We start from the raw sequence: 24,201 nt of genomic DNA, 5'->3' as shown, positions 1-24,201 counted from the left end.
AGATACTAAAATATCCAAATGCATAAGGGGTGGCATATGAAGTATATTAAAATGTATCCGAAACAATTTATCCTATTATTTATATTAACATCATTATATATACTGTTAAACATGTATGGAGTAAGAGATTGGATCGTTACTATAATATATGCATTATTTGTTTTTGCATACACATACACAATGTTCTACTCTAGCAGCCAAGAAGAAGAACTGAACAAATTGATTGATGAAGAAGTAAGACGATTGGGTTATTCACGAGAGCAATTGTATCAAGTAACAGGATATAATCGATTTGAAGTCAGTGAGAATTCATTAGGCCAGACGCAATTTTGGATAACTCCTAATAAGAAGAAAGCACTACTGAAGAAATTAAGAAGTATTGAAAACTAAATCAACAAAACAAAAGTGCATTCATATGGATGCACTTTAAGGTGCTTATTTAATTCCATGGTTTGATAGAGATATTGAATCAAAATATTAGTGACAATTTCATATTATTTGTTGAGAACACTGCATTATTTTTAATGTGGTGTTCTTATTTTATTATTTAAATTTTTTTGAAAATCTTTTTTGTTGTACTCAAAAATTGTACAAATTATTGTTGACATGTATTTTTGTTAATATTACAATTGATAACGGTTATCAATGATAATGATTATCAATTAGGAGGAAATGAGATGAAAAGGTTATTTGTAGTGTTATTATCATTTGTCACATTACTTGCGGCATGTGGTAAACCATCTGATTCTAAGGATGTTAATAAAGGTAAGGAAACAATCGCTGTGAAACATGCGATGGGGACAACGGATGTGCCTAAGCATCCGAAACGTGTTGTTGTTTTAACGAATGAAGGAACTGAAGCACTTGTAGCTTTGGGAATTAAGCCAATTGGTGCTGCGAATTCGTATGTTGGTGATCCTTGGTATGATCATTTAAAGGATAAATACAAAGGAATTGAACCTGTTGGGAATGAAAGTGAAATTAATATTGAGCGTATTGTTAAGTTAAAGCCTGATTTAATTATCGGTAATAAGTTTAGACAAGAGGCACAATATAAGAAACTATCTGCAATTGCACCGACTGTATTTTCTGAGGAATTACGTGGTGATTGGAAAGAGAACTTTAAGTTATATGCGAAAGCAGTGAATTTAGAAGATAAAGGTAACAAAGTGTTAGCAGATTATAATCAACATGTGAAAAAGACGAAAGAATCACTTGGTGATAAGGTAAATTCAAAAATTTCTATGGTGCGTTTCATGCCAGGGGATGTGCGTATTTATCATAAAGATACTTTCTCAGGTGTGATTCTTGATGAAGTTGGTTTAAAACGTCCTAAAGGTCAAGATAAGAATGATTTTGCTGAAAAAGGTTTAACGAAGGAAAGAATTAGCGCAATGGACGGCGATTATTTATTCTACTTTACGTTTAATACACCTAAAGAAGATGTGACGACTGTAGAGAAGGAATGGGTGAATGATCCTGCATTTAAAGCGTTAAACGCCTCTAAGAAAAATCATGCGATGAAAGTTGATGACTCGATTTGGAATACTTCTGGTGGTGTGTTATCTGCAAATATGATGTTAGATGATTTAAAGGAGAAGTTATTAAGTGAAAAATAGGCATTTGCTGAATTTTTCGTTTGTCATTTGTTTTTTGATTGTATTGATTTTCTTAAGTTTTATGTTAGGGTATCACCGTTTTAGTGTCGTGGATTTATTTCGTGTTTTTTTGATGCGTGAGTCTATTTCACATGATGAAATATTGTTTGATTTAAGATTACCTCGCACAACGATTGCGATATTAGTCGGTATGCTCTTAGGTGTGAGTGGTGTTTTAATTCAGACGATTACGAGAAATCCTTTTGCCAGTCCGGGTATTATGGGCATCAATAGCGGGGCAAGTTTATTTGTAGTTTGTGCCATTGTTTGTTTTCATATAACGGGTTCGTTTTGGTTAAGTTTGATTGCATTTATGGGCGCATTTATTGTGAGTTGTTTAATTGTTGTTGCAACGATATTCCCTAAAAAGCCATTGTCCATTATGGAACTGACATTGTTTGGTGCAAGTATCAGTGCATTTTGTATGGCCCTTACGCAAGGGTTATTGATTTACAATGAATCGGCGATAGAACAGGTCATTTATTGGTTAAGTGGTTCTGTGAGTAATCGTAAATTAACAGTGCTCACTTATTTATGGCCATTGATTGTTATAGGCTTATGTTTCGCATTTTTTAATATCAAACATTTGAATTTGTTTCATTTAGATGAAACAGCAATGTCAGGTGTTGGTGGTGATTTTGTAAAGATAAAGTTAATCGTGATGATGATTGTTGCATTACTTAGTGGTGCAGCTGTTGCGATTGCTGGTCCGATTGCTTTTATTGGTTTAATTACACCACACCTCACACGCTTATGGTTTAAAAGTTATAATCATTTAATGTTAATACCCGCTTCAGCGCTTGTAGGTGCTTGTGTATTACTGTTAAGTGATATATTAAGCAGGTTTATTTTATACCCTCAAGAATTGCCAGTAGGTATTGCGACTGCATTAATCGGAGCACCAATATTTTTCTATTTAATCTTGAATCGAAAGGCGCAAACACTATGAGATATGTGATACAAATTTTAATAGGCGTTTGTGGGCTATTTATAGCTTTAATGTTTGGCGATACGATCATTTCACCGATTGAAGTGTTTAAGAGTTTATTTTGGATGAGTGACGATTATATTCATTTAATTATCCATACCCTTCGTTTGCCAAGGGTGTTACTAGCAATGATAGTCGGTGCAGCATTAGGGATTGCGGGTTGCTTATTGCAACGTATTACGAAGAATGCCCTTGCATCTCCAGATGTCATTGGAATTTCTCAAGGTGCAGTTGTTGGCAGTTTGTTCTTCTTAATCATACTGACAACTAAAAGTGAAAAGTTATTGTTTCCAATTGCATATCAAAGTGTTAGTGCAATGATAGGTGCAACGCTTGTGACCATTTTATTGTATGTGTTTGCGTTAAGAGGGCAATTTAAGAAAGAACGTTTAATTTTGTTAGGTATTTGCTTTAATATTTTCTTTCAAGGTTTGACGATGTTACTCATAATGTCATCTAGTAAACGCAGTGCACAAGCACAAATTTGGATAACAGGCTCTGTACATTTAGCAGAATACTATCAAGTCATTGTGATGCTGATTGTTACGATATTGACAGTACTCATCATGATTGTAATCGGAAGACATCTTGATATTCATCAACTTGGAAGTCAAATGTCTAATGGACTTGGCTTGAACTATCAAATGATTACAGTTATCACCTTATTACTCGTGAGCATATTAACAGGTTTAAGTATGAGTTTTGTTGGTGGTATTCAGTTTGTTGGTTTAATCGCACCACATGTTGCCAAAAGATTTAAAGCAACATCTTTTGTGTCATTGATGTCAATGAGTGCACTTATAGGGAGTTTAATTGTGTTATTTAGTGATTTGATTGGCCGCACATTGTTTAGTCCCATTGAAATACCAGCCGGCGTATTTACAGCTTTTATCGGCGCACCATTCTTTATGTATGTCATGTTTAGAAATAGGGCAATGAAGTCCTAACGGATCGCTAAATGATTGAATTTTTAAATCCGAATAATGATAAGAAAATAACATTTATTTTCAAATCATTGTTCGGATTTTTTATTTTATAAAAGCTTTAAAAGGAGAAAAATTTATGAGTTTAAATCATTCCGAATATAAAGAGACAGCTCTAAAGTATTTTAGGGATGTTTCTGAAAGTAAATATAATGAATTATTTGAAGCGGCAAAAGCTGATATTTGTAATCGTGTCATTAGTTGTGAACAATTAGAACACATTGAAAATACAAATACTTGGGAAGTGTTGCATGATGAACTGGAGCAATCAGTACAAAATCTTACTTTCAGTTTATTGCAATATCACGTTGACCATCAAAATTATTTTGGTCGTTATGAAAATATATTTGAATTTGTGAATGCGTTTAAAATGAAAGATTATTTCTTTGAACAAAGTGTCACATTGGGTCATGCGACGCATCCTATGACTAAAACTAAATTAGGGTTTATACCGAAAGAGGTATTACGTTATGCACCAGAGTTTAGAAATGATGTTGAAGTGATTCCGCTTTTATGTCGTAAGGAGGATGTCGTGAGCCATGGGGTAAACACTATTCCTAAATCATTTACTGCACAACTTCAAGCTCACATGGAGCAACATCATCTAAATATAGATGATTACGCATTGATTTGGCTGCATGAATGGCAATATGAGCACTATTTAAGGAAACGTCAAGAATCATTAATTGATACAGGTATTGTGCTTCCAATACCATCATTGAAAGTAAGCGGAAAGCCATTACTATCGTTTCGTTCGTTACATGTACCAGCGTTTGATTGTGTCATTAAAACAGCAGTGAATGCGCAAGCAACAAGTGCAGTGCGTAATGTGTCGATGGCGTCAGTTACAAATGGCATGCTGTTAAGTGATTATGTGTCAAAAATATTTGAACGTGATTATCCGAATTGCTTTATTCAAAAAGATTTAGGTGGTGCTTCATTGAATATTGAACCTCATCAAAATAAACTGAGTTGCATCTATAGAGAAAGTATTCCAGTTGAATCCAATCAATATGCGATGGTTGCAGCAAGTTTAATTACGAAAAGTTTTATTACAGATCAATTTATTATTTTTGAAGCAATTGAAATGATAATGGCGCATCAAGATATTAATTTTGAAACTGCTGCATTGAAGTTTTTTGAAAGCTATACGTCACTATTAATCGATGCAACATATCGATTGATGTTAGAACATCAAATCAGTTTAGAAGCACATATGCAAAACACGTCGATTGTATTAGAACAAGGGATGCCAGCGCGTATTTACATTAGAGATTTCGGCGGTGTTCGAATTAAGAATCCATCCATTCCAGTAGATAATACGACAGGGTTAATTACCGATTCATTTCAAGATTTACTGAATGTGTTTACACATGCCGTATTATACAATCATTTATTTCTTATTATCGATGTATTAGGAAAGCATATTGATTGTACTGAATTGTATGAAGTGATTAGAAAACATATACAACATATTAATATGTTGATGACTCCTGAAATCGATGTTTTACAAATGGATAGATTACCTATTAAATCGCTTCTTAAGATGCGACTGTTTGATGATGGTTACAGCTATCAATACGCTACCATCCGTAATCCATTAAAAAGTGAGGCTGAAGTATGTGGGAAACAGTAGTACAACAATATAGTAAGACATTTTCTTCTGAAGAAATCACAAAAAGTATACAGCAAGCAAAAGTCGAAACGATGCGTAAAATCATCCGTTGTATCGTTGATGAACAGATTTATCCTGTGAAAATCACAAAAACGGGATATTGTATAAACTTATTTAATGGCATAGCAAACTATGATGCCAATCATTCTATTGTAAAGTTTGAAAATGATGTGATAGAAGACCCATTAATCTTTTTAGAACAATGTCTTGAACGTAAAACGGATCATCCAACAAATCATCCATTCATATTAGAAATAGAAAATCATTTGATTCATCAATCGTTGAGTTATCTACATTGTAGTCATGTGCCTAAAAGTGCACATCCTATATTAAGTGGGGATCAATGGGTGATTACAGGACATAATATTCATCCTTGCTCTAAAACAAAATTGGGGATGCCAATACAAGAAGTGATGCGATATGCACCAGAATACAATCAATCCTTTAAATTAAATTGGATCATGGTTAAAAAGTCATTACTATTTAATAATTTATGTGATGATCATATGGAAAAACTTAAGGCATTTAGTGAATTTGATGGTGAAATATCGGATGATTATTATCTTGTACCGGTGCATCCATATCAATATCAATATGAACTGGCATCAATATATGAAAGTGAAATTAAAGAGAACTCTATCATCATGTTAGATCATCAAGGCGGTGTTGTGAAGAGTACCTCTTCATTTAGAACGGTTTGTCCTTTAGATCATACATTCCCTATGATTAAACTGCCAATCAATTCACAAATGACGTCAACGGTACGTTCTATTAGTAATAACAGTGTAATGAACAGTAAAAATATCAGCACATTCATTGATGAAATATACGAACACGATCCTTTATTAAAAACAATTAGTTCACCAATGGCTGAATATGGTGGTATGACCTATTGTCACTCGAATGTATTGAAGCAACGTAATTTATCGTTTATATTGCGAGAAAATCATGCAAAAGCATTACAAGGTAAATCAATGTATACAGCAACATGTCTTTTTGAACGTGATCATACTGGCACAAAGATTTATCAACAGTTAATAAATAAATCACAATTGAATCCTTATGAATGGTTTGAAAACTATATACAATTATTGATTAAAACAACGATTACACTAATGACTAAGTACGGTGTAGGGATAGAAGCACATATGCAAAATATTTCAGTATGTTTTCAACAAGGGAATCCTGTTCATTTATTCATCAAAGATTATGGCGGTGTTAGAATCGATATATCTAGGACGGGTAATCGATTGAAAATCAATGAAGGGCATACACATGCAACGACGAGTAGCATGCATGAGAAAGTACAAAATACATTGATTTCAAATCATATATCAACCATCATTTCTCATCTTGTCGCTGATTATCCATTGGAAGAAATGGCTTTATGGAAAATCGTATGTCTCTATATTCAACAAGTATTTGAACAACTATCGAAAGAGCAAATTCCTTGGCTCGATGATGATTTTTGTATATTTAATGCAAAGACTTTAAAACAAAAAGCACTCATGTCAATGCGACTTACAAATGCAAAAAATGATATTTATATCGAAAAGGAAAACCCGTTGTATGTGTACATTCATTAAAGAAAATAAAGCACTTCAACGTTTCTTGATAGGACAAATCATTCAACGAACGAGTGATTGGATTGATATTATCGTTTTAAACTGGGTCATGTTACATATATTCAAAGATCCAATGTCAATTGCTTGGTTAAATGCAGCAAGATTATTACCACAATTATTACTTTCAATGATAACAGGGAAATTAGTCGATCGTTTGAAATCAAATGTATTACTATATTGGACACAATCATCTATTTTTATATGTACCATTATTATCATGTTGTCGTTTTATACTCAAAATTTACTGAGTATTTATATCTTTGTTGCAGTGAGAGCTTACTTTCAATCTGTAGATAATGTACAACGCAATAAAGTTTTTCCTTACTTTGTGTCGCAATCATATTTAAAACAAATCATAAGTTTGAATGCACTCATTATTAATTTAACACGCATCATCGGCCCTTTTATTGGCGGGTTATTACTAGGACTATTTGATGATTATGTTTTATTGCTAATACCAATGTTGAGTAGTATTTGTGTTGTATTACTGAATAAGACCTTACCAGACAATCAATGTGAACGAACGAATCAGCATCAAATTATGAAATATTTAAAAAATCATCCCCTTATTGTACACATCATGATCAGTAGTATATTATCAATGCTATTTGGCTTTTCGTTTACGATATTATTGCCGATGATTGTAAAATATTCGTTTCAACAATCAGCAACGATGTATGCACTGTATACAGCATTGATTGCTGCAGGTTCTGTGATTGTTTTATCAATGTTTATTAAAAGTAAGCGAACGTGTTCCATCCAAACATTATTATTTTGGTCCGTGATTTTTACGATATCTGTCGTGATGTTAATGGTAGCAACACATCCTTATTTTGTGATGATTTCATTGTTTGTTATGGGATTTGCATCACAGGGATTTCGAACAACACACCGTGTTTTAGTTCAACAACATACAAGTGAGCAATATAAAGGAGCGGTATTAGCTGTGACGATGATGGATAGGGGATTTATTCCAATTGGAGGCGTGTTGCTTACTTATATTTATAAAACTTTTGGCATCAACGTTACATATATGACCATGCTCCTAGGACTCGTGTTAATGACATTGATGTGTATTTATATGTTAAAGGAGGTAAGAAACAATGCATCATATATATCAGGAACTTAGGAATACTAATAAAGACTATTATATTTATGATTTAAATGCATTAAAGCAACGTGCTGCTTATATTACTGATAAATTGAATCACAACGTTTACTATGCGGTGAAAGCAAATAGTCATCACCGTATATTAAGCACATTGTTGCCATACGTTGCTGGATTTGAAGTGGCATCGGTCGGTGAAATAATGAAGGTAAGACAAATTTCAAGTGATGCGCATATCATTTTTGGTGGCCCAGTAAAGACTTATGATGATTTGAAGTATGCAATTGATCATCACGTTTCAAGTATTCAAATTGAAAGTTTATTTGAATTAGATCATTTAATAGCATTAACCGAACAAAAAGAATCATCGATAGATGTATTAATAAGAATCAATTTGAAAGATATTCAAACAAGTGCAAAATTAAAGATGGCTGGTGCAACACAGTTTGGAATGCCAGATGAAGATATAAAAGAGGCAATGAATTTAATCAAAAGTTCCCCTTGGATAAACTTTAAAGGATTGCATTTTCATGCGATGAGCAACAACTTAGATGCAAATGCACATATTGCATTCATTCAGCAGGCACTTCAATACCATCATTCAGACATAAATGTACCAATAGAGACAATGAATGTTGGTGGTGGGATTGGAATTGACTATCAGCATAAGGTAGCCTTTGATTTTGAACATTTTGCTGAGCGTGTTCATCATATGCCAAAACTGACATTTGAAATAGGAAGATATCTTGTTGGGCCGATTGGATACTATGCGGCGAATGTATTTGATATCAAAAAGAATCAAGAGAGTAATTTTGTATTGCTTAACGGTGGTACAAATCACTTTAGATTTCCAAAAGCATGGCATCATCAACATTATCACACAGTATATCGTCCAACCAAAACGCAACGTAAAGGTAGAACAAAAATACTTTCAAATGAAGAAGCCTTTTTTGCTGGGAAATTATGTACACCAAATGATGTGTTTGGTACAAAATATCATATAGATAATATTCAAACAGGCGATTGGGTTGTTTTTCATTTTGCAGGCGCATATGCTTATGATATTAGTCATATCAATTTTTTATCACACCCTGAACCTGAAATTATTTTTGTGACTACATAATCGATTATTTCAATCCCATATTGCCGATACGTCTTTCTATGCTTATAATTATGGGTATCGAAATTAAAGGATGAGGTTCATGTATTTTATTGTTGGTGATGTTCATGGTTGTTTTCATACTTTAAAGAAGGTATTGAAGGCTTGGGATCGTACATGTGAACAACTCATATTTGTTGGTGATTATATTAATAAAGGAAAACACTCTAAAGAAGTAGTGCAGCTGGTTCGTCAATTAGAACGTGAAGGTGCAATTTGTATTATGGGTAACCATGAATATCAAATGAGTCAATATATAATGCAGCACACAGCGTTTGATGATATGAAAGAAAATTATCAATATACGATTAAGCATTATGATTTAAAGAAGAAGTATCGTGATGACGTACATTGGATGGGGCATTTGCCTTTATATTATAAAGATGCACGCATTTTTGTTTCACATGCGGGAGTTAATTTTCTTGGATTCAGGAAGTTTAATAAAGAAAGCAGTTATTCTGTATTAAGATATCGTGGTAAATTAAAGCGTATGAAGCAATTGCAAGTTATTGGGCATACACCTGTCATGCAATCTAAACCTAAATTCGATGCGAAATCGAATGTGTTAAACATTGATACCGGTGCTGGCAATTATCAATATTTATCGGCAGTACGCATTAATCATAAAGGTGAAGTGGTGGAGACCATTTCTAAGAAAATAGAGAAGGAAGACGAAATTTAATCGTCTTCCTTTTTTAGTGTTGATTCTAATATTTTTGCTATTACTCTAATTTATCAATTTGTTGTATTTGTTGGTTAAGTTGTTCAGCATCAATTGTTTTATCGATGGATACTGCTGAGTCAATGATGGTTTTGTCTTGGATGGTAAGTGTACGTGTTTTGATTTGATTACTGAAATAGTCATCATGACTGACGAATAGAATGGCAGACTCAAATCGATTCAACATATTGATTAAGATGTCTTGCATTTCGATATCAAAGTAGTTGGTTGGCTCATCTAATATGAGTATATGTGCAGGTGTAAAATACAGCTTAACGAAAGAGAGTCGACATTTTTCTCCCATAGATAAATCTTTTACAAGTTGATTCATTTGTGATTCAGTAAACCGAAAAGATGCTAAGATGGTTCTTAATTTACTTGTGTCTATTAAAGTTTCTTGTACTTCTTCTAATACGGTACGTTCTGGATTTAAATTTTCTAGTTGTTGTGAGAAATAACCGATTTTTAAGTTCGGGATTTGTTGAATGCTTTGTTGCTCACCGTAATCACCTAAGATGAGTTTAAGTAAGGTCGATTTACCACTGCCATTTTTTCCTTTTAGATGGATGCGTTCTTTCGGTTTGATTTGAAATGTGACGTTATTGAATATTGTTTTATCGTCATATTGAAAATTCAACTGGTTCACTGTAATGAGGTGATTTTTGTTGATGTTTTCATGGTTTAAGTTGTAATCTGTACGCTTTTCTTTTTCTATTTTGCCTTCAAATTTTTCGATTTTTTGTTCTAGTTGATGGGTTTTTGTTTTCATCCTCTTTGCAAGTCTTGCCATTTTCTTTTGTTCATCTGGATTTCTGTTACTTGTGTTTTGATCCATCGTATGATGCCATTCTTTCATATTTTGAATCATGGCTTTCATGCGTTTCTTTTCTTTTTGTTCTTTATGGATGCGTTCTTGATTCGTTTTATGTTCGAGGTCTTTTTGTATTTTATATTGATCGTAATTCATTTCAAATTTGCGAATACCATCATGTGTGAGTTCAAGAATTTCGTGTGCGGTTTGATTGATGAAATCACGGTCATGTGTTGCATACAAGATGGTATGATCTGATTGATTCATCCACTGAATCAGCCATTGTTTCGTCTCAATATCAAGATGGTTAGTCGGTTCATCAAATAACAATGTCGTTTTCCCTGATATTAATAATTTGATTAATGCGATTTTTGTTTGTTCTCCACCAGATAGTGTTTGGATACTTCTATCTGCATCTGTTTCACTGAATCCAAAGCGTTTCATCATCGTGATGATTTCTTGTTCAATTTGATAACCATCTTGTTCGATATATGCTTCGATATACGTATAATCTTCGTTCATTTTCTTCTTAATTTGATAAAGCGTTTCACGTGAACTTAAAATATAATCCAATACGTTATCTGTGGTTTTAGGCAATGTTTGTTCAAGTATGCCGATATTGTGATCTTGAGTTAATAGCGTCTTTAAAAGTGTTGTTTTGCCAATACCGTTATTGCCAATGAGTGCCACATGTTTGTGTGTGTCAATAACAAATGTTAAATCGTTAAACAGTCGTTTATCTCCTGCATTAATGTTTGTTTTATTAAGTTTAAGCATGATATCACCTCATAAAAAAATGTATCTCGCACAACGCACAGAGATACACTAAATAGACGGATATCTAATTTTAGACACCACAATTTAGACAGACTTATCCCAATAATAAAAACGTTGTGCAAGTTGTTGTTCAATTTGCTGAGTTTTCATTATTGAATAATCATCTCTAAATATAGATGCCTCCTTCTTTTGAATTAGATGTAATATAACACAATTTTGATTGTATTTCAAATGAATGGTAATTAGTCGCTACTAAGCTTTAATCGTTGTATAATTATGAGATAGAGGTGGATTATGAAATATAAATATTTGTTTTTTGATATTGATAATACTTTATTAGATTTTAACAAAGCGGAAGAAAATGCACTCCGTAAGATGTTTGAGGCGCTTGGTTTAGCATATCATCATGAAATACTAACAGATTATAGACGTATTAATGGAGCATTGTGGAAAAGGCATGAAACAGAAAACTTACCCATTAAAGAAGTATTAAATACACGTTTTGCGAAATTATTTGAAACTTACGGCCAAACGGTTGATGGTGAAAAGATGGAGAGGCAGTATCGCAAGTTGTTAGAAGAAGGGCATGATTTAATGCCGAATGCGATGTCGATATTGGATGCATTATGTGATTATCCATTGTATATTGTGACCAATGGTGTTAAAGAAACACAACATAAACGACTTAAGTTAGCAGGTATTCATGATAAGTTTGAAGCATTGTTTATTTCATCTGAAATTGGCTACCAAAAGCCGAATCCAGTATTTTTCGAAAAAGCTTTTTCAACGATTTCTGATTTTGATCATAAGCATGCACTCATTATAGGTGATACGTTAGGTGCAGATATTTTAGGTGGGAATAATGTCGGTGTAGATACGGTTTGGTACAATCCACAACGAAGAGAAAATATCTCTGAGATTCGACCAACATTTGAAATTCATGATTTAATGGCGTTGCAATCTATTATAAAGGGTGTGTAAGGAATGTGGATGGATATTTCTCAAGAGTTACACAATGGTATTGCCAACTGGCCTGGGGATACACCATTTAAGTATCAATTAGATACGACGATTGATGAAAGTGGTGTAAATGTAGGGCGTGTTGAGGCGTCGTTTCATATTGGTACACATTTAGATGCACCTTACCATTATGATAATGATGGTTTAAAGATTCATGAACTAGATATCAATAAATTGATTGATCGCGCACAGATTATTGAATGCTTAGATATCGATTGTATTACGGTATCAGATATTGAAGGAATTGAAATTGAAGCACCCATTGTTTTGTTTAAGACACGTTATACGAAACAATTGGATGCTTTTACAGAGAGTTTCTCTATCCTTTCAGAAGGCTTAATTGATTATTTAAAGCAGCATAATGTCGGAATTATTGGTGTAGATACGCCGAGTGTTGATGCTTATGAGGACGATGCCTTACCTGTTCATCATGCATGTAATCGTGCCAATATTTTAATCATTGAGAATTTAGAATTAAGTAAAGTGAGAGCAGGCATTTATGACTTTATTGGATTACCGATTAAAGTGATTGGTGATGCCAGCCCAATTCGAGCAGTTGTGAAACGTGTCTAAAGGAGGCAATATGAAAGTAGGAATTATTGGTGCAGGATTTAGTGGAATGACTGCTGCAATATTGTTAGAACAGCTCGGAATCGACGTCAAGATTTTCGAAAAAAGACATACATTAACACAACTTTCAGTCAAAATTGGATTCAACCAAAATGTATTTAAAATTTTTGAAACTATCGGTATTGCACAAGAAGTTCAAGCACAAAGTTCTAGTGCGCCCGCATTAAACATTTATACTAGTGAAAATAAACAATTGAAACATATTCCGTATGCATCTACGGAATTCGAACAAGGTTTTATTGATAGAGATGTGTTATTTCAATTACTAAAGTCGAAGTTACAATCAGATATTCAGTTGATACACGAAGTCGTAAAAGTAGATGAAAATTCAGGGACGATTTATTTTTCTGATGGGACTCATGAAACATTTGATGTCGTCATTGCGAGTGATGGTGGTTTTTCTAAAGTGCGTCAACAATTCTTTGGTATAGAGCCGACATTTCGTGGCTACACTTGCTTTAGAGGGATTGTAAATGATATTGATATGACAACGGATGTTCATGAATATTGGGGGAAAAAGGGACGTATACAACTTGTGAAAGTACAAGATGACGTGTATTGGAGCGCGTATATTAATGCATATGAACAAGATAAAAACTATAAACAATACACAAAATATTCATTACAAAAGCACTTCGTACATTATCCTCCATTAGTTCAACAAGTGTTTGAACAAACGAGTGAGTATTTCACACAACAAGATATTTATGATTCAAAGCCATTAGATGCATTTACAAAAGGGAAAGTCGCATTGATCGGTGATGCGGCTCACATGTTAACACCCAATTTAGGGCAAGGTACCGCATTTGCCATTGAAGATGCAGTTTGTCTTGTTCAACAGTTGATGAAATATGATGATGTTGAAAGTGCATTAAAGGCATATGATAAACTCAGTGTAAGCTATATGAAGAAAGTGACATTAAACGCAAGAAGAATCGGTAATTTGGCACAGTTGGATGCCAATCGACAAATTGCAATACGCAATAAAATGATGAAGACATTACCATCTCGCTTTGTAGAGAAATGGTCATTTTCACTCAATCATCGTTTTATCAATTAAAAAAAGAGCCATTGGCTCTTTTTTTAATTGAATTGATTAAGTATATCGTCTTTAACAGCTTCCCAAAATTCAGGTGAATTTAAGTATTTATCATGAATTTGATGATGTTTCTCTTTTTGTAATGCTTCAAAATCAGGATGTGATTTGTCAGGTAAATCACTTCTTACTTCAGTAACGAAGTCTTGAACGACTTGAGCACGTGGGCCCCATTTTGCAACTTCTTCAAAATCATCATTTAAGAAAATAAAAATAGGAATACTGCGTGCCGTACCATTTGTTAAGTATGCATCCATTAAATCTAAATTGCTATCTCTTAAAGAAAACTTCACTTCTAAATCTGTAGCTTCGGCAATACGTAATAATACTGGGATGTTCATCATCGCATCGCCACACCAGTCTTCAGTGATGACGATAACTTTAGATGCTTTTTCTCTTACCATTTGTAATCTCGCGTCCGCTTCATCTAAATGAAAGGCATTGTAAATCGACTCAGACTCAGAACGGTTGACTTGCATGTGATTGAAATATGCTTCTTTTGTTAAACCTTTTTCGAAATAATGTTTTAATGTTTCCATAATCGCACTCCTTTTTATTTTAGTATAACAATGTGATATATTATTTCAATTTTAAGGTATTATTCATGTACAATTAATGCGCAGTGTGTAATGATATTGTTGAATAAATGGAAAGTAGTGATGACATGAAACGAAATATAGTAATTGGTGCAGTTATCATTGTATTGATTGCAATAGGCGTATGGATTTATCAATACACAACAACACCAGATACTTCTTTAGCAGATGAAGCCATTGATAATATACGTATTGGCGATACGGTAGATCATTTGAAAGAAGATTTCATTAAAGATCAACAAATCGTATTAGAAGGTAAACAGTTCTACAAATCACGCCAACATAAAGGTATGATTGTCCGAGTGAGTGATAAATCAAAGAAAGTTTCAGCAATAACAGTGTTTAAGAATAAAGATGTTGCGACAAGTAGAAATGTTCATGTTGGTGACACGACAGATGAAGTCACTGAAGTATATGGTGACACATATAAAAAATCAGTACTACCAAATAAAAAAAGCAGCATTACTTATAAAGATCGAGAACATAAAATGACATTAAAATTTACAATCAGTAAAGACCATGTTAAACGTATTGAGCTCTTCTCAGAATAATAGAAATATTATAAAATAAAGATATGTTTCGGAAATCGATATAAATGTAAGGGGGAAACATATTGGAATATTTAGAGTTAGTTAAAAAATATGCAGAAACAGTAGTACGAGTAGGTTTGAATGTACAGCCTGGACAAAAAGTTGTACTGAATGCAGATATTGATGCAATTGATTTTGTACGTGCGGTTACAAAGGCATCATATGAAGCAGGCGCATCTGAAGTCATTCAAAAGTTAACAGATGGTCCATCAACTCAAATGAAATTTGAATATGCACCGATGGAAGTGTTTGAAACGATTGAACAATATAAAATAGATGAGACAAGTGCATACTTAAAAGAAAAAGTAGCACATTTAAGAATCTATTCTCAAACACCAGAATTATTAAAAGATGCAGACCCTAAAAAGATTGCCGCAAATGCGAAAGCTTTAGGTGAAGCGAATAAAGACTTTGCACGTGCAGTAGGTAGATATGATTTTTCATGGTGTATTGTGGCGTTTCCTAACGTTGCATGGGGAGAACTTGTATTCCCTGAATTAAAGGGCGAAGCAGCACGATTAAAATTGTTAGATGCAATGATTAAAGCAGTGCGTGTGGATAATGAAGACCCAGTAGAAGCATGGCGCATTCATAATGACAATTTAAACACACGTGCAAGACAGTTAACTGAAAAAGCATATGACCGCTTGCATTATAAATCATCGAGAACAGATGTAGAAATCGGTTTAACTGAAAATAACATTTGGTTAGGCGCAAGTGCAGTGAATAGTGATGGTGTTGAAATTCAAGTGAATATGCCAACAGAAGAAATCTTCACATCACCAGATTATCGTAGAGTAAACGGTGTGATTGGAAATACAAGACCACTTGCATACCAAGGTGCGATTGTTGATGACTTTAAATTGACATTTAAAGATGGCGTTGTCGTGGACTTTGAAGCGGGCGTTGGTTATGACGTATTAGAAAATATGTTAAACAACGATGAAGGTGCAAGAAGATTAGGAGAAATCGCATTAGTACCAGACGATTCACCAATATCAAATTCAGGCATCTTATACTACAACACATTGTATGATGAAAACGCATCATGCCACGTCGCATTAGGACGATCATTCCCGAATACGATTGAAGCGGGTAAAGACTTATCGAAAGAAGCATTATTTGAACGCGGATTAAACCAATCAAATATCCACGTAGACTTTATGATGGGTTCAAGTGATTTATCAATCGATGGCATTAAAAAAGACGGCACAGTAGAACCCGTATTTAGAAATGGAAATTGGGTAATATAAGATTTGAAAGGATGAGTTGTTTTGATGACTCATCCTTTTTTTGTTTGGTGTTATGAATTTAAGTGAAATGTGAGTGAGTAGCTAGTATTCGATAAATACTAGCCAGTCGGCCATGAAATCAAGTAAAAATAGGGTTGAGTAGCTAGTATTCGTTAAATACTAGCCAGAAACATTTTTAATATCATATCAAATGTATGTTAAAATGGAAACAAATATTCTAGGAGATGATTCAAGTGACAGGACCAAGTTTAAAGCAATTACATGCACATAAACAAATTCATGATACAGGGTTAGGTTTAGCGATTGAAATGACGGATGATTTGATTGTGAAATTCCGTGAAGGTGATGAAAAAGAAATCGTAACGCAAGTTGTAGAAATCGTTGAATTTTGGGAATCACGTGTGTTAAGTCATGCGGAAGCGGAAGAAGAAGCGGGTGGTTTATACGCTGAGATGGAAGCGAAATCTCCTGAGCTACATGATAAAGTTCAAATGTTAAAACGCGATCATGATTTATTAAAGCAAGTTGTTACTAAAATTAAAATGCAAATGGAGAACGAAGGTTTTTCAACGCAAATCATCGATTACTGCCGTACATTAATTATTTTAAACGAAATGCATTCTCGTGATGAAGAAAAGTTTTTATTAGCATAACATAAATAGAGAAGTTCCTATTATTTTAGGGACTTCTCTTTTTTAATTTAATTTATTTTAATAATACTTCCAATAAATAATCAACTGTAGCAACAATATGTGTTGGGTTTGCTGCTTTAATTTCTTCTAAAGAACCGTAGCCATATAATACACCTATAGAGTCGATTTGATTGTCATGTGCACCATTGATGTCAAATTTACGGTCACCAATCATTATCGTTTCTGCTTTGTTCAATTGATGTGTTTCAATTACATGTTGAATAATTTCTGCTTTATGACTCATCGTACCATCAAGTTCACTACCTTGAATCATTTCAAAGAAGTGGTCTAAATTAAAGTGTTGTAAGATGCCTTTTGCAAATACAGTCGGTTTACTAGTAGCGACAAATAATCTGCAGCTTTGTTGTTTTAATGCTGCCAGTACAATGTCGATCATTGGATAAGGTGCATTCTCATACATACCTTGCTCTTTAAAGTATTCACGATACATACTAACGGCACGTAAGTTTTCATCACCAATTAAACCGTAATCCGCTTCAAAGCTATCTGCTAGTGGCGGTCCAATAAAATGTAATAGATCATCATTTGTTGGTGCTTCGATGCCCATTTTAGTGAGCGCATAAATGATTGAATTGGTAATGCCTTCTTTTGGATCAGTAAGTGTACCGTCTAAGTCGAAGAGTATATTTTTGTACATTTGTGCCTCCTTTATGCTTTTTATTTTATTTTAAATTAATTTTATTATTTTTAAAGGGAATTATTTGATTATATGCATTTTGTTCAATAAAATGGAATTATCAATATGATTGGACGTGGGGATTATGTACGAAGTTAAAACTGAAATAAAGATTATCCCAGATGGCTTTGAATCTGTTAACGCTTATTTTCACCGCTATGTATTAAGAAATTATATTGAACTTGGTGCCAAATTAATTGGTAGATGGATTGATGATGATCATACGGTGATTGTAGAGATTTGGGGATTTGACGATCAGTTACATTACCAAAATTTCTTTGAAATGCGCAAAAAAACGTCTCATTATCAAAAGAGTTTATTCGAAAAAGTAGCTAATGATAAATGGATTATTTCTAAGAAGGAAGTTCATTTGACGCCTACGGGTGATTACTTTCAACCGAAATACAGTGTATCTGCAAGTGTGTATGTAGAAAATGAAGAGGGTGAAGTATTATTAGTACGCAGTTTGCATCGCAGTGATACGTTAGAATTGCCAGGCGGTACTTTAGATCCTGGTGAAACATTGATGGACTGTGCGAAACGTGAAGTGAAAGAAGAAGCGGGATTAGATGTAGAGATTGTTGGATTGGTATACGTTGCTCAGAATGTATCCAATGGTGTAATTTCTTATGTGTTTCATGGTAAAGTCGTTGGGGGAACACCAACCAATTGTGCAGAAGAAACAACTGATGTGGCATTTTATGAAGTGAATGATTTTAATATTGATACTTTAATTACAAGACCGCATTTTAAAGAGCGATTGGTTGAGAGTAGAAAGTTAAATTATCAAAATATGGATTTCATTAAAATTAGACCATATGAATTATTACATAGAAGTTAAAAACAGTGAGACCTGTCTCACTGTTTTTTATTGGTTTTGTTCCAGTCTTTTATTCAACGGAACAAAAACAGCAACTTCGGTAAAGAACTTCACACTCACCCAAAATCAAAAAGCGATTTTGGTTCATGTTCAGTTTTTACTCGTTGCTGATCGTTTTGTCCCAGTCTTTTATTATTCACTGGCAAATGTAAGTTGTGTTCTGAGTGTGCCTTCGATGGCTGTAAATTCAGGGAGTTTCCCTTGATGAAAGTCTTTCAATGATAGTGTATAACGTTTGCCTTGTCCTAATGTGATATGCATGGCTAACTTTTTCGGTTCATATGCAGTAGTATGAATCGTACCACTCCAACTTGCATAATTATCACAGAAGATGCCTTTATCAGGATGATTCATAATATGAAATGCTTCATCTAAAGTGAGTGTATCATTTACTTGGTTGGTTAAATGATGCATTCTTGATTGTGATTCTTCTAAATATCGTCTATTCTCATGTGTTAATACTTCAAAGTGGTTAGTACAGTAATGATGGTCTCTTACAATCACATCTCTTGGTGTCGCTTCTACAATCTTTGTTACACCACTTTTGTCTAGTAATATATAACTAAAGCTTGCACGATGTGGGATTTCCTTTAATAAATCCACAGCCATCTCTACAGAATCACACGTTTCTAATATTAATCTACCAATCATAAAGCATACAAAGCCGTCTCCAGGGACTTTGCGATGCATAAAGTTATATCCCATGGCGAGTCCTTGAAGATTGATGCCATCCATGCGACCAGTAATTCGGCTTACTGGTGCTAATGTAGGTATGCCGCCATCTGTTGGTTCAAAGTATGTGATGCGACCATCATAAGTTGAAGGATGATAATCGTAATTTCTAACAAGATAATCTTCGGTCGTAAATACTGAACAGCCACTTGGTTTCTGGTAAACACGGTAGTGCCCAAAGTTTAATAGGACATTGTGTAAATCCATTTTCAATCCATCTTGTAAGCCCATTAATTCGTCCCATATATACGGTGCAAACTGATTGTATGCGGCTTTAGTTGCTTCTACATCGATATCAAATCGAGGTCTTCTAATACGCCAATCTCTTTCTCTATTTTTCATCATCAATGTTTGTTTAATCCATTCACTTTGATATAGCCCAAAGTCATAATGATTGCCGCTAAAATAGGTAATGTCACTTTTGACGTGCTGTATTATTTCTGATTCACTCATTTTTATCATCCTTATTTAAAGCTTTCGGTAACGAGGTTAAGTACATCTTTTAAATGCATTGTTTTCATATGTCTGATATTTTGACCAGCCCACATGCTCATATAATTTGAATTGTTTTGTGCTTTACTTGTACTTCTGATCGGTTTTGTCATTTGATGCATGACAGGGTAATTCGGCACGTCATATTTTTTGAGTTGATCAATTAAATCATTTCGAATACCACGCGCAGTTTTACCCGTGATTTTATCAGTTTCGACGGTTGCAGTTTCTATTGCTTGTGAAATCGCATTTTTATGAATATCACTTGCGATAGATTCATACGTGTTTAAGAATCGTGTCCCCATTTGGAAATAATCTGCACCTAAAATATTGGCAGCTTGAATGGTTTTATTATCTACAATGCCACCTGCTGCAATGATCGGTATAGAAACAGATTGCTTTACTTGAGGGAGTAGGGCAAATAAACCGATACTTGGTTGATTTAAAAAGCCACCACGATGTCCACCGGCTTCATAACCTTGACAAACGACGAAATCCATTCCCGCTTCTTCAATTCTAATTGCTTCCTCAACACTATTCGCAGTCCCAATTGTAATAATACCGTTCTTTTTCAATCGTTGAATAAGTTGAATGTCTGGTAAGCCAAATGTAAAGCTCACAATAGGAACCGCTTCTTGAATACAAAGCTCAACATATTGTTCTGTCGTTGGATACGTTTGATATTCATAGGTTGTTTGAATACCGAGTTCCTTTTCAATTTCATTTAGGTGTGTCTTTACAGTTTCAAATTGTTCAATAGTTTTGTAATGATGATCGAGTACAAACAAATTTACCATAAAAGGCTTTTCTGTCAGTTGCTTTACTGCTTGAATCTCTTCTTGAAGTGCTTCAATCGATAAATTACCACCTGCAATGGCACCAAGACAACCATAGTTACTGATGGTACTTACAAATTTTGCATCAGTAATCCCGCCGGCCATCGGTGCTTGAATAATTGGAAATTGTATTGGAAGTTTCATTTGCATCACCTCAACTTTATTGTAATCAAAGTAGCGCACATTGCCAAAAAATATGACAGTTAAAAAATACAATCATAAATTTATTCAAATGTATGACTTTAAAATAGACTATTAAATCAGAATGATTGTGATATAATAAATGACAAATATTAGAATTGAGGGGATTATATGAGTATTATTGATTCACAGTTACGCCAAGGGGAACAAGTTATTAATAAAACAGAAGCAGCAATGCAATTACATAAAGCACCTCAAAGTTATCCAGGGTTTATCGTGTTGACCAATCAACGTATTTTTTGGGTAGCAAGTGGTGGGTTACATGGCTATGAAGTAGACAATTCATTCGAATTAGAAGCAATCAGTAAAGTTAAATGTGGTACGGTCATTATTTTTTACCGCATTGTGATTTATTTGAAAAATGGGGACAGCATACTCTTTAATCAAGTCGACAAAAGAAGCGCAAAAGCCTTTGTTGAAGCTTACAATCAATTAACAAATTAGAAAAAATAACAAAAAAACTTGATATTACTTATTCGTAACATCAAGTTCAATATATGCGCGAACCAATTGGCGTTTATCAACGACTGTATCAAATGTGAAAATACAAAGTGCACCGGTTGGAGATTGTGTAAATTTCAAATCGCCTGTGGCAACTTTGATTACGACAATATTTGCACTACATCGTTCGGTTTTATAGAGCACATCGAATTGCCATTCACGATCATTTAAATCGACGGCATCGAGTCTTTTTTTCAATAGGCCAACAAAATCATCATAAGATAATGATTTTTCAGTACCATCTTGATACACGATATTTGTTTTGATATCTTTAGCTACTATTGATTTGATTGTTTCAATATCATTGCTTTGCCATGCGGCAAGAAAATGTACGTGTGGCATCGTATCCTCCTTAATTAGTTTATCTGTTTTATTATATCTATAAATTATAAAAGTGCAAGGTATTATTCGTGTTTGTAATCTTATTGTGTGATAGAATAAGTCAAAAGAAGTAAGGAGGACGTTAAGATGAAGTGTTTCTTAAAAGGACTATTCCTATTTATTTTAATTTTATCAATTATCGCTACAGCAAGTATCGCATTCTTCTTCGTAAGTTTCAAAAAGGATTTCGAAGATATCGAACGTCGTACACGTGATATCGTTGCTAAAATCGAAGCAGAAAATGCGTAAATATTATAAAAAATTGAGTGGAACGAATGTGTTTCACTCAATTTTTTTATTAATATTTATTTGTGCATTGTACATTATATAATAACTACCTAATTGTATCTTGTTATATCTAATGATTATTGTTATTTCTTTTTGTTACAAATAACAATAATAAACCTGAACCTAATGCAATGATTGCAGCGATAGGAAGTAATGTTTTCATCGCTTCACCTGTTGATGGTAATTCTTCTGAAGACGCACTTTCACTTGATGGTGTTTCAACCGGTTGTCCACTTGATGCGTTATCGCTATTACTTGAACTACTAGAAGCCACACGATCATCTGGATCTGTAACGACTGGCTTACTGCTGTATGATTTTAGAGGAGAAACATTTGGTTTTTCAACCTTCACTTGAGGTTTTTTAACGTTTGTTTCTTTTTGATGTGTACTTTTGATTTCTTTTTTTGTTGATTCTTTATTGTCTTTATCTGCTTCATCTTCAGTTGATGAATTTGGTTTATATAATCTTTGGATCGTTGTACGTTTACCTTCTTGAGATGGGGTAATCGGTGTGATTTCATGTTTAGTATCTAGAGTTTCCATAATGAAATGGACATGTGTATCAACTTCTACTGATTTTGCATCTTCACCAGATACATCTTGTGAAACAGTATAATGACCATCAGCTTCTAAATCATCAAATTGGACCTTAGCAGTCTCAATCTTAGCAGATTGTACGAATTCACCATCTTTGAATAAATACAATACATCAGTAGCTTCATCATTCGTATCGACTTCTTCAACACTAGTTGTTTCTGCCTTTTTTTCCTCAGCCGTTAATGCCTCGGTACTTTTATCTTCAGTATTATTAGATACATTTAATGATTGAAATGGCGTATAGTCTTCATTCACGATATCTAGAGTAATTGAATGTGTTTTTTTATCTTGATGACTTACATCACTATTCTCTACACTGCTATCGTTATCCTTTTTAACTTCTTTAACATTATCAGCCTTTAAATGAATATGATTGACTTTTGTCGGTGTAACATCATAAGTTACATCATCAACTTTAATTTGGTTAACATCTTCAATATTTAAAACACGGATACCGTCATCTAGTGTTGTATATATTTCTGTTTTATTGTGATTGATGATTTCAAATGAATGTACTTTATGATCATCAAATGCAATCACAAGTGGTTTGGATGCAGCATGTGTCGGTAATGACATCATGAGTAATGGGAGGGTCATCATTGCTGTTTTGATTTTTTTCATTTTCGTCTCCTTTTTGTGATTTGATTTTATTATGTCATAAAACATAAAGCTGTACTATATAAATACTAAAATTTTACAAAAAATTTAACCAATTGATAAAGGTGATTACATTGTTACAAATTTGAGATGAAAACCGCTTTTTTGAACTTATAATCTCCTACATTTGTTAAAGTAGTGTCACATTACATATATCTAAAAATGCAATAAAACATGTTTGATTCGAAGGGCGTATACTACCAATGACGAGCATGGCCCACTGGTCAATCTTCTCAATCATCATTTCAACACTTTCTATCCAACCATCATGAAAATATTCAATACACACCGCTTGATTGTTATTGATGGCAATGTGTAATGTTTGGTTGATTTCTTCTAAACGATCTTCTGAAAGTTCTAAGCGCTCCGTTTTGCTTTGGTTTTTAATTTGTGATTGTATATATTCATATTGTTGCGGCATTGTAGCAAATGGTGCCCATTTAATCATGCCACGACCTTTTGGAATATCTCGTTTTAAAGTGTCTTTTGGACGTCGTTTATAGTTTAATTCACCGTAAATAGGATGTATCATTCGTATCAACTCACTTTCATTAAT

At 33.7% G+C, this 24,201-nt stretch carries 26 protein-coding genes; 18 read left to right on the top strand and 8 right to left on the bottom strand.

The window, feature by feature from the left end; all coding sequences use genetic code 11:
* Positions 1–36 precede the first annotated feature (36 nt).
* From ER639_RS08615 to ER639_RS08575, 9 genes are all read left to right on the top strand, one after another.
* Positions 37–390: a hypothetical protein gene (locus tag ER639_RS08615; protein ID WP_129065382.1), complete on the top strand. Its 354-nt coding sequence runs from the start codon at positions 37–39 to the stop codon at positions 388–390.
* Between the two features lie 287 nt (positions 391–677).
* Positions 678–1,619 (top strand): ABC transporter substrate-binding protein, encoded by a 942-nt coding sequence (locus ER639_RS08610; RefSeq protein ID WP_129065381.1) that lies wholly within the window; start codon positions 678–680, stop codon positions 1,617–1,619.
* A complete protein-coding gene (locus ER639_RS08605) occupies positions 1,609–2,607 on the top strand; it encodes a FecCD family ABC transporter permease (RefSeq protein ID WP_240664016.1) in 999 nt (332 codons plus the stop codon). The genes ER639_RS08610 and ER639_RS08605 overlap by 11 nt, the downstream gene beginning before the upstream one ends.
* A complete protein-coding gene (locus ER639_RS08600; protein ID WP_129065380.1) occupies positions 2,604–3,593 on the top strand; it encodes a FecCD family ABC transporter permease in 990 nt (329 codons plus the stop codon). Before ER639_RS08605 ends, ER639_RS08600 begins: the two co-directional genes overlap by 4 nt.
* Before the next feature lie 115 nt (positions 3,594–3,708).
* Positions 3,709–5,265: an IucA/IucC family protein gene (locus ER639_RS08595; protein ID WP_129065379.1), complete on the top strand. Its 1,557-nt coding sequence runs from the start codon at positions 3,709–3,711 to the stop codon at positions 5,263–5,265.
* Complete coding sequence (locus ER639_RS08590; protein WP_129065378.1) at positions 5,250–6,890, top strand: IucA/IucC family protein; 1,641 nt, start codon at positions 5,250–5,252, stop codon at positions 6,888–6,890. Before ER639_RS08595 ends, ER639_RS08590 begins: the two co-directional genes overlap by 16 nt.
* Positions 6,874–8,058, top strand: coding sequence for an MFS transporter (locus tag ER639_RS08585; RefSeq protein ID WP_164993407.1), 1,185 nt, complete (start codon positions 6,874–6,876; stop codon positions 8,056–8,058). Before ER639_RS08590 ends, ER639_RS08585 begins: the two co-directional genes overlap by 17 nt.
* Positions 8,033–9,160, top strand: a complete 1,128-nt coding sequence (locus ER639_RS08580) for an alanine racemase (protein WP_129065376.1) — start codon at positions 8,033–8,035, stop codon at positions 9,158–9,160. Before ER639_RS08585 ends, ER639_RS08580 begins: the two co-directional genes overlap by 26 nt.
* A 79-nt stretch (positions 9,161–9,239) precedes the next feature.
* Positions 9,240–9,878: a metallophosphoesterase family protein gene (locus ER639_RS08575; protein WP_164993406.1), complete on the top strand. Its 639-nt coding sequence runs from the start codon at positions 9,240–9,242 to the stop codon at positions 9,876–9,878.
* A 40-nt stretch (positions 9,879–9,918) separates the two neighbouring features.
* Here the strand turns inward: ER639_RS08575 and abc-f are convergent, their stop codons facing one another.
* A complete protein-coding gene (gene abc-f, locus ER639_RS08570; RefSeq protein WP_129065374.1) occupies positions 9,919–11,505 on the bottom strand; it encodes a ribosomal protection-like ABC-F family protein in 1,587 nt (528 codons plus the stop codon).
* A gap of 294 nt (positions 11,506–11,799) precedes the next feature.
* Here abc-f and ER639_RS08565 point away from each other — a divergent pair, with 294 nt between their 5' ends.
* From ER639_RS08565 to ER639_RS08555, 3 genes are read left to right on the top strand one after another with little or no spacing between them, the layout of a single operon-like run.
* Positions 11,800–12,486 (top strand): YjjG family noncanonical pyrimidine nucleotidase, encoded by a 687-nt coding sequence (locus tag ER639_RS08565; protein WP_129065373.1) that lies wholly within the window; start codon positions 11,800–11,802, stop codon positions 12,484–12,486.
* Between the two features lie 3 nt (positions 12,487–12,489).
* Complete coding sequence (locus ER639_RS08560; protein ID WP_129065372.1) at positions 12,490–13,098, top strand: cyclase family protein; 609 nt, start codon at positions 12,490–12,492, stop codon at positions 13,096–13,098.
* 10 nt (positions 13,099–13,108) lie between these two features.
* Complete coding sequence (locus tag ER639_RS08555) at positions 13,109–14,215, top strand: FAD-dependent monooxygenase (RefSeq protein ID WP_129065371.1); 1,107 nt, start codon at positions 13,109–13,111, stop codon at positions 14,213–14,215.
* Between the two features lie 23 nt (positions 14,216–14,238).
* On the opposite strand, the gene ER639_RS08550 is transcribed toward ER639_RS08555, so the two are convergent.
* Positions 14,239–14,790, bottom strand: a complete 552-nt coding sequence (locus ER639_RS08550; RefSeq protein WP_129065370.1) for a thioredoxin family protein — start codon at positions 14,788–14,790, stop codon at positions 14,239–14,241.
* Between the two features lie 125 nt (positions 14,791–14,915).
* Here ER639_RS08550 and ER639_RS08545 point away from each other — a divergent pair, with 125 nt between their 5' ends.
* The 3 genes from ER639_RS08545 to ER639_RS08535 all read left to right on the top strand — a co-directional run bounded on the left by ER639_RS08545 (position 14,916) and on the right by ER639_RS08535 (position 17,343).
* Entirely contained in the window at positions 14,916–15,398 is a 483-nt protein-coding gene (locus tag ER639_RS08545) for a hypothetical protein (protein ID WP_129065369.1), read from the top strand.
* Positions 15,399–15,460: 62 nt separating this feature from the next.
* Positions 15,461–16,690 (top strand): aminopeptidase, encoded by a 1,230-nt coding sequence (locus ER639_RS08540; RefSeq protein ID WP_129065368.1) that lies wholly within the window; start codon positions 15,461–15,463, stop codon positions 16,688–16,690.
* Between the two features lie 233 nt (positions 16,691–16,923).
* Positions 16,924–17,343 (top strand): hypothetical protein, encoded by a 420-nt coding sequence (locus ER639_RS08535; RefSeq protein WP_129065367.1) that lies wholly within the window; start codon positions 16,924–16,926, stop codon positions 17,341–17,343.
* Between the two features lie 52 nt (positions 17,344–17,395).
* On the opposite strand, the gene ER639_RS08530 is transcribed toward ER639_RS08535, so the two are convergent.
* Positions 17,396–18,040, bottom strand: coding sequence for an HAD family hydrolase (locus ER639_RS08530; RefSeq protein ID WP_129065366.1), 645 nt, complete (start codon positions 18,038–18,040; stop codon positions 17,396–17,398).
* A 124-nt stretch (positions 18,041–18,164) separates the two neighbouring features.
* Here ER639_RS08530 and ER639_RS08525 point away from each other — a divergent pair, with 124 nt between their 5' ends.
* Entirely contained in the window at positions 18,165–18,920 is a 756-nt protein-coding gene (locus tag ER639_RS08525; protein ID WP_129065365.1) for an NUDIX hydrolase, read from the top strand.
* 171 nt (positions 18,921–19,091) lie between these two features.
* Here the strand turns inward: ER639_RS08525 and ER639_RS08520 are convergent, their stop codons facing one another.
* Positions 19,092–20,126 carry a C45 family autoproteolytic acyltransferase/hydrolase gene (locus ER639_RS08520; RefSeq protein WP_129065410.1) on the bottom strand — a complete coding sequence of 345 codons (1,035 nt, stop codon included), beginning with the start codon at positions 20,124–20,126 and terminating at the stop codon, positions 19,092–19,094.
* A gap of 29 nt (positions 20,127–20,155) precedes the next feature.
* Positions 20,156–21,163 carry an NAD(P)H-dependent flavin oxidoreductase gene (locus ER639_RS08515; protein ID WP_164993405.1) on the bottom strand — a complete coding sequence of 336 codons (1,008 nt, stop codon included), beginning with the start codon at positions 21,161–21,163 and terminating at the stop codon, positions 20,156–20,158.
* Between the two features lie 168 nt (positions 21,164–21,331).
* Between ER639_RS08515 and ER639_RS08510 the strand changes: the two genes are divergently transcribed.
* Positions 21,332–21,664, top strand: a complete 333-nt coding sequence (locus ER639_RS08510; protein ID WP_129065363.1) for a PH domain-containing protein — start codon at positions 21,332–21,334, stop codon at positions 21,662–21,664.
* Between the two features lie 24 nt (positions 21,665–21,688).
* Here ER639_RS08510 and ER639_RS08505 read toward each other — a convergent pair whose 3' ends face one another.
* The gene (locus tag ER639_RS08505; protein WP_129065362.1) at positions 21,689–22,063 is read right to left on the bottom strand and encodes a hypothetical protein; all 375 of its coding nucleotides are present in this window, start codon (positions 22,061–22,063) and stop codon (positions 21,689–21,691) included.
* Positions 22,064–22,189: 126 nt separating this feature from the next.
* Between ER639_RS08505 and ER639_RS12305 the strand changes: the two genes are divergently transcribed.
* The gene (locus tag ER639_RS12305) at positions 22,190–22,351 is read left to right on the top strand and encodes a hypothetical protein (protein ID WP_164993404.1); all 162 of its coding nucleotides are present in this window, start codon (positions 22,190–22,192) and stop codon (positions 22,349–22,351) included.
* Between the two features lie 109 nt (positions 22,352–22,460).
* Here ER639_RS12305 and ER639_RS08500 read toward each other — a convergent pair whose 3' ends face one another.
* Together ER639_RS08500 and ER639_RS08495 are read right to left on the bottom strand one after the other, a co-directional pair.
* Positions 22,461–23,609 (bottom strand): LPXTG cell wall anchor domain-containing protein, encoded by a 1,149-nt coding sequence (locus ER639_RS08500; protein ID WP_164993403.1) that lies wholly within the window; start codon positions 23,607–23,609, stop codon positions 22,461–22,463.
* Positions 23,610–23,775: 166 nt separating this feature from the next.
* Complete coding sequence (locus ER639_RS08495; protein ID WP_129065360.1) at positions 23,776–24,177, bottom strand: YolD-like family protein; 402 nt, start codon at positions 24,175–24,177, stop codon at positions 23,776–23,778.
* Positions 24,178–24,201: the final 24 nt, after the last annotated feature.

It is taken from the genome of Macrococcus sp. DPC7161 (assembly GCF_004117835.1).
Lineage (GTDB): Bacteria > Bacillota > Bacilli > Staphylococcales > Staphylococcaceae > SDSC01.
Note: the sequence above shows the minus strand (reverse complement) of the source record. Positions and strands in the feature narration are given on the sequence as shown.

Bases quoted from the DNA above. Each gene is read 5' to 3' on its own strand.
- ER639_RS08580 (WP_129065376.1), top strand. From the start codon at position 8,033: ATGCATCATATATATCAGGAACTTAGGAATACTAATAAAGACTATTAT.
- ER639_RS08565 (WP_129065373.1), top strand. From the start codon at position 11,800: ATGAAATATAAATATTTGTTTTTTGATATTGATAATACTTTATTAGAT.
- ER639_RS08595 (WP_129065379.1), top strand. From the start codon at position 3,709: ATGAGTTTAAATCATTCCGAATATAAAGAGACAGCTCTAAAGTATTTT.
- ER639_RS12305 (WP_164993404.1), top strand. From the start codon at position 22,190: ATGAAGTGTTTCTTAAAAGGACTATTCCTATTTATTTTAATTTTATCA.
- ER639_RS08615 (WP_129065382.1), top strand. From the start codon at position 37: ATGAAGTATATTAAAATGTATCCGAAACAATTTATCCTATTATTTATA.
- abc-f (WP_129065374.1), bottom strand. From the start codon at position 11,505: ATGCTTAAACTTAATAAAACAAACATTAATGCAGGAGATAAACGACTG.
- ER639_RS08585 (WP_164993407.1), top strand. From the start codon at position 6,874: ATGTGTACATTCATTAAAGAAAATAAAGCACTTCAACGTTTCTTGATA.
- ER639_RS08525 (WP_129065365.1), top strand. From the start codon at position 18,165: ATGTACGAAGTTAAAACTGAAATAAAGATTATCCCAGATGGCTTTGAA.
- ER639_RS08495 (WP_129065360.1), bottom strand. From the start codon at position 24,177: ATGATACATCCTATTTACGGTGAATTAAACTATAAACGACGTCCAAAA.
- ER639_RS08555 (WP_129065371.1), top strand. From the start codon at position 13,109: ATGAAAGTAGGAATTATTGGTGCAGGATTTAGTGGAATGACTGCTGCA.
- ER639_RS08505 (WP_129065362.1), bottom strand. From the start codon at position 22,063: ATGCCACACGTACATTTTCTTGCCGCATGGCAAAGCAATGATATTGAA.
- ER639_RS08610 (WP_129065381.1), top strand. From the start codon at position 678: ATGAAAAGGTTATTTGTAGTGTTATTATCATTTGTCACATTACTTGCG.
- ER639_RS08500 (WP_164993403.1), bottom strand. From the start codon at position 23,609: ATGAAAAAAATCAAAACAGCAATGATGACCCTCCCATTACTCATGATG.
- ER639_RS08545 (WP_129065369.1), top strand. From the start codon at position 14,916: ATGAAACGAAATATAGTAATTGGTGCAGTTATCATTGTATTGATTGCA.
- ER639_RS08550 (WP_129065370.1), bottom strand. From the start codon at position 14,790: ATGGAAACATTAAAACATTATTTCGAAAAAGGTTTAACAAAAGAAGCA.
- ER639_RS08515 (WP_164993405.1), bottom strand. From the start codon at position 21,163: ATGAAACTTCCAATACAATTTCCAATTATTCAAGCACCGATGGCCGGC.
- ER639_RS08530 (WP_129065366.1), bottom strand. From the start codon at position 18,040: ATGTACAAAAATATACTCTTCGACTTAGACGGTACACTTACTGATCCA.
- ER639_RS08510 (WP_129065363.1), top strand. From the start codon at position 21,332: ATGAGTATTATTGATTCACAGTTACGCCAAGGGGAACAAGTTATTAAT.
- ER639_RS08600 (WP_129065380.1), top strand. From the start codon at position 2,604: ATGAGATATGTGATACAAATTTTAATAGGCGTTTGTGGGCTATTTATA.
- ER639_RS08575 (WP_164993406.1), top strand. From the start codon at position 9,240: ATGTATTTTATTGTTGGTGATGTTCATGGTTGTTTTCATACTTTAAAG.
- ER639_RS08590 (WP_129065378.1), top strand. From the start codon at position 5,250: ATGTGGGAAACAGTAGTACAACAATATAGTAAGACATTTTCTTCTGAA.
- ER639_RS08560 (WP_129065372.1), top strand. From the start codon at position 12,490: ATGTGGATGGATATTTCTCAAGAGTTACACAATGGTATTGCCAACTGG.